The 11,683-nt window shown below is 70.4% G+C and carries 14 protein-coding genes; all 14 read right to left on the bottom strand.

Going from position 1 to position 11,683, the window contains the following annotated elements:
- On the bottom strand, nucleotides 1-297 hold a 297-nt coding region (locus VD972_RS11745), incomplete at its 3' end, for an ATP-binding cassette domain-containing protein (protein ID WP_324985398.1).
- Between the two features lie 73 nt (nucleotides 298-370).
- Nucleotides 371-748: a response regulator gene (locus VD972_RS11740; RefSeq protein WP_324985397.1), complete on the bottom strand. Its 378-nt coding sequence runs from the start codon at nucleotides 746-748 to the stop codon at nucleotides 371-373.
- A 51-nt stretch (nucleotides 749-799) separates the two neighbouring features.
- Complete coding sequence (cheB, locus tag VD972_RS11735) at nucleotides 800-1,843, bottom strand: chemotaxis-specific protein-glutamate methyltransferase CheB (protein ID WP_324985396.1); 1,044 nt, start codon at nucleotides 1,841-1,843, stop codon at nucleotides 800-802.
- Nucleotides 1,840-2,682 carry a protein-glutamate O-methyltransferase CheR gene (locus VD972_RS11730; protein ID WP_324985400.1) on the bottom strand — a complete coding sequence of 281 codons (843 nt, stop codon included), beginning with the start codon at nucleotides 2,680-2,682 and terminating at the stop codon, nucleotides 1,840-1,842. The genes cheB and VD972_RS11730 overlap by 4 nt, the downstream gene beginning before the upstream one ends.
- Nucleotides 2,683-2,730: 48 nt before the next feature.
- A complete protein-coding gene (locus VD972_RS11725; protein WP_324985395.1) occupies nucleotides 2,731-4,707 on the bottom strand; it encodes a HEAT repeat domain-containing protein in 1,977 nt (658 codons plus the stop codon).
- On the bottom strand, nucleotides 4,704-5,225 hold the full coding sequence (locus VD972_RS11720) for a chemotaxis protein CheW (RefSeq protein WP_324985393.1): 522 nt from the start codon (nucleotides 5,223-5,225) through the stop codon (nucleotides 4,704-4,706). Before VD972_RS11720 ends, VD972_RS11725 begins: the two co-directional genes overlap by 4 nt.
- Entirely contained in the window at nucleotides 5,222-5,782 is a 561-nt protein-coding gene (locus VD972_RS11715) for a chemotaxis protein CheW (RefSeq protein ID WP_324985390.1), read from the bottom strand. Before VD972_RS11715 ends, VD972_RS11720 begins: the two co-directional genes overlap by 4 nt.
- Before the next feature lie 37 nt (nucleotides 5,783-5,819).
- Complete coding sequence (locus VD972_RS11710) at nucleotides 5,820-8,129, bottom strand: chemotaxis protein CheA (RefSeq protein WP_324985387.1); 2,310 nt, start codon at nucleotides 8,127-8,129, stop codon at nucleotides 5,820-5,822.
- Nucleotides 8,130-8,148: 19 nt separating this feature from the next.
- Nucleotides 8,149-8,523, bottom strand: coding sequence for a response regulator (locus tag VD972_RS11705; protein WP_324985383.1), 375 nt, complete (start codon nucleotides 8,521-8,523; stop codon nucleotides 8,149-8,151).
- A gap of 57 nt (nucleotides 8,524-8,580) precedes the next feature.
- The gene (locus tag VD972_RS11700) at nucleotides 8,581-9,069 is read right to left on the bottom strand and encodes a M17 family peptidase N-terminal domain-containing protein (RefSeq protein WP_324985380.1); all 489 of its coding nucleotides are present in this window, start codon (nucleotides 9,067-9,069) and stop codon (nucleotides 8,581-8,583) included.
- Complete coding sequence (nusB, locus tag VD972_RS11695) at nucleotides 9,066-9,491, bottom strand: transcription antitermination factor NusB (RefSeq protein WP_324985377.1); 426 nt, start codon at nucleotides 9,489-9,491, stop codon at nucleotides 9,066-9,068. Before nusB ends, VD972_RS11700 begins: the two co-directional genes overlap by 4 nt.
- Before the next feature lie 3 nt (nucleotides 9,492-9,494).
- Complete coding sequence (gene ribE, locus VD972_RS11690; RefSeq protein ID WP_324985374.1) at nucleotides 9,495-9,992, bottom strand: 6,7-dimethyl-8-ribityllumazine synthase; 498 nt, start codon at nucleotides 9,990-9,992, stop codon at nucleotides 9,495-9,497.
- A 35-nt stretch (nucleotides 9,993-10,027) separates the two neighbouring features.
- Nucleotides 10,028-11,218 (bottom strand): 3,4-dihydroxy-2-butanone-4-phosphate synthase, encoded by a 1,191-nt coding sequence (ribB, locus tag VD972_RS11685; RefSeq protein ID WP_324985371.1) that lies wholly within the window; start codon nucleotides 11,216-11,218, stop codon nucleotides 10,028-10,030.
- A gap of 10 nt (nucleotides 11,219-11,228) precedes the next feature.
- The coding region (locus VD972_RS11680) for a riboflavin synthase (RefSeq protein WP_324985370.1) at nucleotides 11,229-11,683 on the bottom strand (455 nt) is incomplete at its 5' end.

Below are 11,683 nucleotides of genomic sequence, written 5' to 3'. Positions count from 1 at the left end.
GAGGTACTCGAAGAGGCGCGGCTCATCCGGCAGGAAGGCGAGCGCCCGCTTGGCCTCGACTGGCTCCACCGCCATGTCATGCCCCACCACGGCCACCTTCCCGGAGGACACGGGGAGGATCCCCGCCAGGCAGCGCAGCGTGGACGTCTTGCCAGCCCCGTTGGGCCCCACCAGCCCCAGCACCTCTCCCGGCGCCACCTGGAAGGACAGCCCCTGCACGGCCTTCAGGGCACCGTAGGCCTTCTCCAGGGACACCACCTCCAGCACGGGCGGCGCCACGGGCTTCTGGGGCGCCACGGGAACCTCTGGCGGCGGTGCGGCCGGCCCTGGCTCGGATGACATATCGGATGGAGACACTGCGGCTCCGAACTCAGTGCAGGTTGAGCAACCCCTTCACCGTATCGAGCACCACCTTCGCTTGCACGGGCTTCACGAGGTAGGCGCTCGCCCCGAGCGCCATGGCGCGCTCACGGTCCGCTGTGGCCCCCTCCGTGGTGATGACCACGATGGGGATCTTGTTGTGCGCCGTCCCCTGCCGGATGTGGCTGATGAGCTTCAGCCCATCCATGAGCGGCATGTTGATGTCGGTGAGCACGAGGTCGAACTGTCCCTGGGTGAACTTCTTCAGCCCTTCGGCACCGTCCGCGGCCTCGACGCAGACGACTCCCCCCAGCCGCTGCAGCGCGTACATGATGCTGCGCCGCATGGCCTGGGAGTCGTCTACCACCAGCGCCCGGATCTGCGTCATGGCGGGGAAGATATCACCCCCGTCCAGAAATCAGCCGGTTTCACCGTCCATTCAGCGCCGGCGCCGGGCCAGGGCCACCAGCGCCGGGCCGATCTCCCCCAGCGGCAGCACCCGCTTCACCACCCCGGTGGAGATGGCCTCCTGCGGCATGCCGAAGACCACCGCCGTCTCCTCGGACTCCGCCCAGACCTCGCCCCCCGCCTGGTGCACCTCGCGGGCGCCCGAGGCCCCGTCCGAGCCCATGCCCGTCAGCACCACCGCCAGGGACCGCTCCCCCAGCGCCTTGGCCACGCTGGCGAAGAGCCGATCCGCGGACGGCACGTACCGATCCTTCGCTCCCACCTCGGGCGTCTTGAGCACCAGCTGCCCGCCGTGCTCCACGAGCAGCATGTGGCGCCCCCCTGGAGCGATGAAGACGTGGCCCGGTGCGAGCCGATCGCCATCCTTCGCCTCGGACACGTGGAAGGGGCCAATGCTGTCCAGCCGCTCAGCGAACGCCTTGGTGAACTGGGCGGGCATGTGCTGGCAGACGAGCACGCACGACGTCGGCTCCGCCGAGAGCGCCTCCAGCAGCCGCTGCACCGCCGGGGGCCCGCCCGTGGAGGCGCCCACGGCCACGATGAAGGGAGAAGCCTCAGGCGGCTCCAGCTCCCGGGGCAGGCGCCCGGGCAGCCGCTTGCCACCTCCCCGGCGCACGAGCCGCGCCGCGCGGACCTTCTCCAGCAGCTCCCTGCGCAGCTCCTCGAGGGCCTGCGTCGTGGCCTTGGCCGGCCGCGCAATGAAGTCGAAGGCCCCCAGCTCCAGCGCCTTGAAGACGTCCGCCTTGTGGGTATGGCTGGAGATGACGATGGCCGGTGTGGGGGCCGTGCTCCGCAGCAGCCGCAGGAAGGTGTACCCGCCCATGCGGGGCATCTCCAGATCCACCGTCACCACGTCCGGGCGCAGATCCACCACCTTGCGCAGCCCCTCCTCGCCGTCCGCCGCCCAGTCCACCACCTGCACGTCCGGCTCGGACTCCAGGAGCTGCTTCAACGTCCGCCGGTTGTGGGCCGAGTCGTCGATCACGAGGACCGTGATGGGAGGCCGCGAGCTCATCGCTCCTCCCTCTGCGACAGCAGGGGCTTGCGGTACGCGAGATCTCCGTGCAGGTGCACCAGCTCGAAGTCCACGCCCAAGTTGAGCAGGTTCTCCGAGTGGCCCAGCAGCAGGTACCCCCCCGGAACGAGCCGCTCATGGAAGGCCTGCAGCACGCGGCGCCGCGCCGGCACATCGAAGTAGATCATCACGTTGCGGCAGAAGATCGCATCCATCCGCGGCACGAGCTGGCACGCCTCGGTGTCCAGCAGGTTGAGCTGCCCGAAGGACACCCAGGCACGCACCTCGTCCTTCACCCGGACCTTGCTGCCTCCCAGCGGGACGAAGAAGCGCGACACCTGATCCGGCGGCGCCGCCCGCAGCGAGGAGGGGCCGTACTCCGCCCGCCGCGCCGTGGCCAGCACCCGGCGAGAGATGTCCGTGCCGTGGACCTCCACATCCCAACCCTCGAAGCGGCGGCTCTGCTGGAGGAGCATGGCGAGGGTGTAGGCCTCCTCGCCCGTGGAGCACCCCGCGGACCAGATGCGCAGCCGCTTGATCGGGGCATTGCGCTGCTGGAGCGCCGGCATCACCTCGTCGGTGAAGGCGGTGAGCTGGTTGGGCTCCCGGAAGAAGTACGTCTCGTGCGTCGTCAGCGCCTCGACGGCGGCCTCCAGCTCCACGCGCCGCTGCGCGTCATAGCGCAGGTAGCGGTGGTAGCCCGTGAAGTCCCGCAGGCCCAGGGCCTCCAGCCGAGGCCACAGGCGCCGCTCCATGACGAACTTCATGTCCTCGCGCACCAGGATGCCACAGTGGGCGTAGACGTGATCGCGCAGGAGTCGGAACTCCTCCGCGCTCATCTCCGGCCGGCCCTCTTCGTCGAAGCGCGACACCTGAGCCCCCATCCGTCAGCGCCTCGAGAGGCGCTCCACCGCATCGGTGAGCGCACGGCGAGCCAGCGCGTCCTGCTCCAGCGAGAGCGCGGCGCGCACCGCCTCCAGGCTGTCCCGGCCTCCCGAGTCCCCCAGCACCCGCGCTGCCATGGCTCGCACGTCCCAGCCCGGGTGCTTCAGCAGCTCCACCGCCAGCGCCACCCCCTCGGCTGACACGGCTCCGGCCTGGAGCGCGGCCTTCACCACCTCTGCGTCCGCGTGACGCGTGGCCTCCTTGAGCACCTCGGGCCGCACGGTGCCGATCCGCCCCAGCGCGCGCACCGCCCGCCCCGCGAGCGCCCCATCCGGGTGGCTCACCAGCTCCTCGAGCTCTGGCGTCCGATCCGCGGCGCCACTCTCGCCCAGCGCCTCCACGGCGGCGAGCCGCACGGCGATGTCCTCGTCCTGGAGCGCCGGCTTGAGCAGCGTGCCCGCGGAGCGATCCCCTACCCGCCCCACCGCCCGAGCTCCGGACGCGCGCACCGGGGCGGCCTCGTCCGTGAGCGCGACGCGGGCCAGCTCCAGCCCCACCGCCGGATCCACGTCCATCGCGGCATCCAGCGCCGCCGCGCGCAGCAGTGGATCCGCGGCGCGCGCCAGCTTGCGGAACGTGGGCAGTGCGGCCGTCCCACCCGCATGGGCGAACGCCGCCACCGCGGCCGGCGAGGGCCGCTGCTCCACCACCTGCTCCAGCGCGGCGAGGACGGCCTCCCGGCAACCCCTGGAGAGCACGCCCAGCGCCCGGACCGCCGCGCCCGCCAGCGCAGGCTCCTCGAGCAGCGCCACCAGCGGGGCCACCGCCTCCGGCGACTGGGTGCGCCCCAGCGCCTTCACCGCCACCGCGCGCAGATCGTCCTCGGCCCACTCCAGCAGCGCGCACAGCGCGGGGACGTAGGAGGGATCCACCATCTCCAGCATGGCCTGGGCCGCCGCGGCGCGCGCCGGGAGGGACAGCTCCGCCATGCGTCCGAGCAGCTCTCGCCCCGCCTCGGGCCCCAGCCGCGACAGCGTGCGGATGACCTCGCGCAGCAGCCGATCCTCCCGCGCCGCCTCTGCCACGGCGATGGCGAGCGAGGGCTCGCGCAGGGCTCCCGCGGCCACGAGCGCACCGGCCCGGACGGGCATGTCCTCATTCTCGAAGGCCTGGGTGACGAACTCCACGGCCTCTGGCACCCGCTTGAGCGCGGCATGGGTCTGGGCGTCGATCTCCGCGCGGAGCGGGCCGTCCGCCACGCTGGCCTGGGTCCCCAGCGCGCCGAGCGCGGACTCGCGGATGGAGCGCACCTCCGAGCTGAGCCCGCGGCTGATGAGCTCCGTGGCCGCCACCTGGGGGATGAGCCCCATCACCCGGTAGGCGCTGCGCCGGAGCAGCGGATCCGAGAGCAACGGCACCACCACCGGCAGCGGCGGCGGCCAGCCGAGCTGAGAGAGGGACTCCAGGACGGCCAGCCGCAGCAAGGTCTCCGGCTCCTTCAGCAGGCCCTCCAGGGCGCGCGCGCCCTCATCGGTCCCCAGGCGCCCCAGCGCCTCCACGGCGGAGACGCGGACGTTGAGATCCGAGTCCGCCAGCGCCCCAATGAGCGCGCTCTCGGAGGAGCGCCGCCCCAGGTGCCCGAGGATGTCCGCGGCGAACTTCCGCTGATCCGGATCCTCGTGGACCAGCAGCCGGATCAACGGTCCCACCGCCACGTCCCCGAGCCCCACCAGGGCCTCGGCCGCCGCGTTGCGCGCGCCCGTCTCGCCCCGCTCGGCCAGGACAGAGACGAGCCGGTGGGCCACCTCAGTGAGGGTGGGCAGCCGCCTGAGGCTCTCGGACGCGGCCCGGCGCACGCGCCAGCTCTCGTCATGGAGCCCGACGATGAGCGCATCCAACGCCCCGGGGGCCGCCGGATCCACCGCCAGCACCGCCTGGTAGCGCTCCTCCTCTTGCTGGGGAGCGAGCACGTGACTCACGCCTCGCCTCCCGTCCGCTTCGACTCGCGCTCGACCTCGGCCCGCAGCAGCACCTTGATGTCCAACAGCATCCGCGGGCGCTCCGGCGTCCCGCACACCCCCACCAGGAACGGCTGCCGGCCCGGCGACAGCAGCGCGGGCGCGGGCTTGATCTCACTGCGGCGCACCCGCATGACCTCCGTCACCCGATCCACCCGCAGCGCCACCCGCCGCCGGCCCACCAAGCACACCAGCAGCCGCGCCTTGGACGTCGGCGGCTCCCTCGTGCCGTTCAGCCGCTGGCGCAGATCCACCACGGGCAACAGGATTCCACGCAGGTGCAGCATGCCCTCCACGAAGGCGGGCGCATGCGGCACCGGGATGATGTTCTGAGGTGGGAGGATCTCCTCCACTCGCATGATGTCGACGACGTACTCCTCCTTGCCTACGGCAAAGCAGCAGAGCTGGACGATGGGGTCCCGGGGCGCCGTGTCCTCGGAGCGGGGCCGGCGCGTTGACAAGGTTACAGGCTCTCTCATGCGAGCGCCTGCTCGAGATCGAGGAGGATGTAGAGCTCCGAGTTGCGCCGGCCGATGCCCACGACACAGTCCCGCTCGCCGCCGAGGCCGGGCGGGGAGGGCTCCAGCATGGAGGGCTTGAGGCGCACCACGTCCTTCACCGCATCCACCCACACGCCGGCGGGGCCCTCCTCCGTGTGAGCGACGAGGATGCGGGCCAGGCGCGGCGGCGGCGGTGCGTCGGGGCCGGCCACCAGGGAGGCCTTGTCGGTCAACTTCAGCCGCAACTTGAGGTCATACACGGGGATGACGTCGCCGCGCAGGTTCATCACCCCCAGCAGCCAGGGCTCCGCCCGAGGGATCTCCGTCAAGGGGGGCACCTTGCCGATCTCCCGGATGGAGCGGATGGGGACGGCGTAGCACTCGCCCTCCAGGAGGAAGGCCAGGTACTCCTCGGGAGTCTCCTCTGGAACGAGCGGCTGCAGCTCGTCGCTGCCCGCAGCGAACTCCAGCAGGCCCCCGACGTCCTCGTCCGGCCGGTAGAAGAAGTCATCGAGCAGTTCGGAGAAGCGGGACACGGCAAGCGGGAGGATAGCAGTCCGGAGGGCTCTGTCGTCATGCCCAGCGACGCTCGGGGCTCATTCCGTCTTCGAGCAGGGCCGCGACATCCAGAACGAGCACGGTTCTCCGGTTTCCCAGATCCGTGGCCCCGGAGATGCCCCGCACCGACTGGAGCCGGCCGCCCAGCGGCTTGGTGACGATGTCCTGCTGGCCGAAGAGCTCGTCCACGGCGATGCCCATGCGCTCCTGGGCCAGCCCCACCACCACGACGAAGTGCCGGCCGGTATTGCGCTCGGGCAGGCCGAAGAGCCGGGCCAGCCGGGTGAAGGGCAGCGTCTGTCCGCGCAGATCCAGCACCTCGCGGCGCTCCACGGTGCGGATGTCCTTGGGCTGAATGGAGAGGATCTCCAGCACGCTGTTGAGCGGCACGGCGTACGTCCGCCCGCTCACCCCCACCACCAGCGCCCGGATGATGGCCAGCGTCAGGGGCAGCGTGAGCTGGAAGGCGGTGCCACGGCTGCGCTCGCTCCACACGTCGATGAGACCGGACAGGTTGCTGATGTTGTTCTTCACCACATCCAGCCCCACACCGCGGCCGGACAGCTCGGAGACGTTCCGGGCGGTGGAGAAGCCCGGCAGGAAGATGAGGTTGAGCAGCTCGCGGCGGTTCATCTCCGCGGCCTGGGCCTCGGTGATGAGGTTGCGCTGCAGGGCCACCTCCCGCACGCGCTGCTCGTCAATGCCGGAGCCGTCGTCGCTCACCTCGATGACGACGTGGTTGCCCTTCTGCTCGGCCCGCAGGGACACGGCGGCGCGGCGCGACTTGCCCGCGGCCACGCGCACCTCTGGCGGCTCCACGCCATGATCGATGGCGTTGCGGATGATGTGCATGAGCGGATCGCTCAGCTCCTCGACGATGAGCTTGTCCAGCTCCACCTCACCGCCGGTGCTGAGGAAGTCGATCTCCTTGCCGGCCTCGCGGGCGATCCGGCGCACCAGCCGTGCCAGCTTGTCGAACACCTGGCCCACCGGGACCATGCGCGCCTCGAGCAGCCCGCTCTGGAGCGCGTCCAGCTTGCGCTCGAGCTGCCGCGTCTCGCGCGCCAGCTCCTGGACCCAGGCCTTGGAGAGCACCAGCGTGCCCTCCTGGCGCGCGTTCTCCGTCATGCGCTGGAGGTTGGCCTTGATGAGGAGCAGCTCGCCCACCGTGTTCATCAGCCCGTCCAGCCGGCGGATGTCCACGCGCACCGTCTGCGTCAGCGAGCGCAGCGATGTGTCGAGATCCACCCGCGGCCCCTTGGAGCCCGAGTCTCCCAGGCCCGCCTCGGAGAACGCCTGCGAAGGCAGCGGGGGTGGGGTCATCATCGGCAGGGGGGTGAGCAGAGGCTGGGGAAGCTCCTGGTAAGGCTCCGGACGGGGAGGCGGCCGGGACGCCTTGCTCTTCCGGGAGCCCGAGCGGCGCGTGGAGGGAGCGCGCGGCTCCGTCGGGGCGGCAGGGACGGAAGCAGCCCCGTGGGCTGGAGCAGCGGGGAGAGCGGCCGAGGCCGCAGGAGGAGCGGCCGGAGCGGCAGGACGGGGCACGGGGGCGGGCGTCAGCACCACGCCACGGGCCGGGGGGCGCGCAGCGAGCTGGGAGAGCTGCGCCGGGGTGCCCTCGAGGGCCGAGGCCAGCTCTATGCCCGTCACCTTCGAGCCGAAGATGAGATCGAACGCGATGCCACTGGCGCTGCTGGGCTGCGCCGAGGGCAGCGTGCTGATGATCTCTCCCACGGGCTTGAGGCGGGAGTTCAGCTCTGCCAGGCCCTTGTCGAAGTCGGACAAGTCAAAGTCGGCACGCACCCGCCACAGCGCCACGCCCCGGCGGACGTTCTCGCGCAGCCGGTGCTCCTCGTACTCGGTGAAGACGGCGCGGACCTGGGCATCCAGCTCCAGCCGGTCGAGCGGATCCTCCTCACCGGGGGGCGCGGGAGCCCCCATGAGCGTGAAGCGCTCGATGAGCCCCTCCACCCGCGTGGACTGCGAGGAAGAGGTCTCCCCCCGGGAGGCGTCCACGAGCAGGGCCTGCAGCACGTCCAGCGACTCGACGAGGGCATCCAGGGCCGTGTCGTCCATCACCAGCTTGCCCAGCCGCAGCCGGTCCAGCAGGTCCTCCATGCCGTGGGCCAGCCGGGAGATGCGATCCTGTCCGAACAGGCCCGCCAGGCCCTTGAGCGAGTGCGCGGCTCGAAAGATGCCGTTGATGAGCTCCGGATCCGCCTCCTGCCCGCGGCGCTCGTCGAGCGTGAGCAGATCCTTGTTCAGCGTGTCGAGGATCTCCGTCGCCTCGGCGACGAACTCGGACAGCGCTTTGCCTCCCGGGTTCACGGCGGCGGGGCTCTGCGGCTCATGCCAGCTTCAGGTAGCGCCGCAACAGCCCTTCCAGGCTCTTCGGCTCGAAGGGCTTGACCAGATACTCGGAGGCTCCGAGCGCCATGCCTCGATCCCGATCCCGATCCCGCCCCTCGGTGGTGATGATGAAGAGCGGCGTCTCACGGTAGTTCGGGTTCTTCTTGACGAAGTTGATGAGCTCCAGCCCGTTGATGTCGGGCATGTTGATGTCGGTGATGATCAGATCGAAGCGGTAGCGCGGCAGCAGCTTGAGCGCCTCGAATCCGCTGGACGTGGTGATGGCCTCGACGCCGGGGATGGACTCCACCGTCGCGGCGATGTACTCGCGCGACGCCTTGGAGTCCTCCACGATCAAGACCTTGAGTCCCATGTGGCCCGAAATGTTAGCAGAAGCCCGCCTGCGAGGAGAGTCTTCAGCCGGAGGACGTCAGGATTTGCGCACTGGGAGGAGCTTGGCCAGGGCCTTGTCGGCCAGGACGGTGACGCGCTTCCCTTTGAAAGCCGGGAGGAAGTGCTGCTGGAGAGCCTCGGCCTGGGTCGCCTCGTCCACCCGGCCTCCCCCGGGGATCTCCAGGGCCACGGACTCCACCTTGGCCTTGGCGAGCACCTCGGCGGCGCTGGCCATGGCGCGCCCCAGGGCGGCCGCGTCCAGGCTCTTCCGGGCCCCCAGCCCCACGGCAAAGATGCGGGCAAGGGGCACCCGCCCCTCCGAGGGCACCAGGAGCCAGTCATCCTTCACCCCGGTGAAGAACCCCTGCTGGAGCACACGCGACAGGGAGCCGCACAGTCGCCAGTCCACGTAGCCGGCGATGCCGGGCAGGGGCCGGTCGTCCTCGGCCACGAAGAGACAGAGGGCGTCCACCCCGGCGAGGGCATCCAGCCCCTCGAGCCCAATGTCATAGGTCGTCACGCTCACGGCTTACCAATGGCTATCGCGAGGCGGTCGAGCAGGCCGTTGACGAAGGCGCTGGACTCTTCCGTGCCGAAGTTCTTGCCAAGCTCCACGGCCTCGTTGATGGAGACCTTCTTGGGGATGTCCGGGCGGTACTTCAGCTCGAAGACGCCCAGGCGCAGCACGTTCCGGTCGATCCGGGACATGCGGTCCAGCCGCCAGTTGTGGCTGTGCTTCTCGATGAGCTGATCGATCTCGGACTGGTGCGCCTGGACCCCCTCGACGAGCTCCTGGGCGAACTTGGCGGCGTCCGGGTCCGGCTTGCCCTCCTCGGCCGAGGCCGACCAGGCGGACGCGAGCGCCTCGGTGGGCGAAGTGCCTTCGGCCATGTCCAGCTGGTAGAGCGCCTGCAGCGCGCGCTCGCGGCCGGTTCTCCGCGCCCCCATGAGCTATCCCCTCTTTCCTTCCGTCATCTTCGCATAGAGGTTCACCATCTCCAGGCAGGCCATGGCCGCCTCGGCGCCCTTGTTGCCCGCCTTCACCCCGGCCCGGTCGATGGCCTGCTCCACCGTGTCGGTCGTCAGCACGCCGAAGGTGACGGACACGGGCCACTGCATGGCCGCGGCGCTGAAGGCCACCGAGCCAATGCCCTTGGAGCACTCGCCCGCCACATAGTCGAAGTGGGGAGTGCCGCCGCGGATGACGGCGCCCAGCGTGACGACGCCCACGTAGCCCTGAGACTCCGTGACGCGCCGCGCCAGACCTGGCAGCTCGTAGGTGCCGGGGCAGCGGTAGACATCAATGTCCGTGTCGGCCACGCCGTGGCGTACCAGCGAGTCCACCGCGCCTTTCACGAGCTCGTCGGTGATGAACGCGTTGAAGCGGGCCACGCAGATGGCAAAGCGGCCCTTGGGGGGCAGGAAATCACCTTCGATGTAGCGAGGCATGGGTGCTTCCTACACCAGCGGCCCGCCCCGCGTCTTCACGACTTGTCACGCCGTCGGCGGGGTGTGCGCGCGGCCACCCTTCGCTGGGCCTCGCCCTGGGACAGGGGGATCTGCTCCACCACCTCCAGTGAGTAGCTCTCCAGGCCCACGATCTTCTTGGGGTTGTTGGTGAGCAGCCGCAGCCGGGACAGGCCGAGATCCTTGAGGATCTGCGCCCCGACACCGAACTCGCGCAGGCGCGTCTGGTCCGGCTTGCCCTTCACCACCTCCTCGTTGGAGATGTGGGTGCACTGCAGCTGGGCCTTCGCTGGGACATCCTTCTGGAGGTAGATGATGACGCCCCGGCCCGCTGCGTGGATGTGCTGGATGGCCTGCTCGAGCTGGCTGCCGCACGCGCACTGGGTGCTGCCCAACAGATCCCCCGCGAGGCAGGCCCGGTGGACGCGGGTGAGCACGGGCTCCTTGCCGCGGACATCTCCCTTCACCAGGGCCACGTGCACGGCCGAGTCCACCTCGCTGCCATAGGTGTACGCCTGGAAGGTGCCCGCGCCCCGGCGCTCGAGGGTGGCGTTGCCGATGCGCTTGACGAGCCGCTCGCGCTCCAGCCGGTAGCGGATGATGTCCGCCACCGAGAGCAGCACCAGCTTGTGCTTCCGAGCGAACTTCACCAGGTCTGGCCGGCGGGCCATGGTGCCGTCGGCCTTCATGATCTCGCAGATGACGCCGGCCGGAGAGAGCCCCGCCATGCGCGCCAGATCCACGCTGCCCTCGGTCTGCCCGGTGCGCACCAGCACACCGCCCTCGCGGGCGCGCAGGGGGAAGACGTGGCCGGGGCGCACCAGATCGCCCGGCTTCGCGTTGGGGGCCACGGCCGCCTGGATGGTGCGGGCGCGGTCCGCCGCGGAGATGCCGGTGGTGACGCCGCGCGCCGCCTCGATGGAGACGGTGAAGGCCGTCTGGAAGGGCGAGGTGTTGTCCTGCACCATCAGCGGCAGGTTCAGCCGGCGGATGCGATCCTCGGTGAGCGACAGGCAGATGAGCCCGCGCCCGTGGGTGGCCATGAAGTTGATGGCGGCGGGGGTCGCCTTCTCGGCCGCCATCACGAGATCGCCCTCGTTCTCGCGATCCTCGTCATCGGTGAGGATGACCATGCGGCCCTTGCGGATGTCCGCCAGGGCTCGCTCCACCAGCTGGATGACGTCCGTTGCCTTCGTCGCGCGCGCCATGTTGTCGCTCCTAGCCTTTCATCCCGAAGCCGGCCGCCTTGAGGGCCTCCTCGGTGAGCCCGCTGCCTGGGCTCTGGCGCAGTGAGAACAGCCGCGCCACGTACTTGCCGATCATGTCCGCTTCCAGGTTCACACGCGAGCCCACGCCCTTGCCGTGTAGGGTGGTGCGCGTCTGTGTCTCCGGGATGAGCTGCACGGTGAAGCGGTCCGCGAGGACTGTATTGACGGTGAGGCTGATGCCATCCACCGCTACGGAGCCCTTCTCGATGAAGTAGGGCGCCAGCTCCGGAGACAGCCGGAAGCCCATCACCCACGAGCCGCCCTCGGGCCGTGTCTCCAGCACCTCGCTCACCGCGTCCACATGGCCCGAGACGAGGTGCCCGCCCAGCCGATCACCCAGCGCCAGCGCCCGCTCCAGGTTCACCTTGGAGCCGGGGCGCAGCGCGCCCATGGTGGTGCGGCGCA

It is taken from the genome of Hyalangium sp. (assembly GCF_035629615.1).
In the GTDB taxonomy this organism is placed as follows: domain Bacteria; phylum Myxococcota; class Myxococcia; order Myxococcales; family Myxococcaceae; genus Hyalangium.
This window is presented reverse-complemented; position numbering and strand designations above follow the sequence as displayed.

What these genes read in the sequence shown, in the direction of transcription:
- VD972_RS11740 (WP_324985397.1), bottom strand. Translation starts at nt 748, where the DNA reads ATGACGCAGATCCGGGCGCTGGTGGTAGACGACTCCCAGGCCATGCGG.
- cheB (WP_324985396.1), bottom strand. Translation starts at nt 1,843, where the DNA reads ATGAGCTCGCGGCCTCCCATCACGGTCCTCGTGATCGACGACTCGGCC.
- VD972_RS11730 (WP_324985400.1), bottom strand. Translation starts at nt 2,682, where the DNA reads ATGAGCGCGGAGGAGTTCCGACTCCTGCGCGATCACGTCTACGCCCAC.
- VD972_RS11720 (WP_324985393.1), bottom strand. Translation starts at nt 5,225, where the DNA reads ATGAGAGAGCCTGTAACCTTGTCAACGCGCCGGCCCCGCTCCGAGGAC.
- VD972_RS11705 (WP_324985383.1), bottom strand. Translation starts at nt 8,523, where the DNA reads ATGGGACTCAAGGTCTTGATCGTGGAGGACTCCAAGGCGTCGCGCGAG.
- nusB (WP_324985377.1), bottom strand. Translation starts at nt 9,491, where the DNA reads ATGGGGGCGCGGAGAACCGGCCGCGAGCGCGCGCTGCAGGCGCTCTAC.
- ribE (WP_324985374.1), bottom strand. Translation starts at nt 9,992, where the DNA reads ATGCCTCGCTACATCGAAGGTGATTTCCTGCCCCCCAAGGGCCGCTTT.
- ribB (WP_324985371.1), bottom strand. Translation starts at nt 11,218, where the DNA reads ATGGCGCGCGCGACGAAGGCAACGGACGTCATCCAGCTGGTGGAGCGA.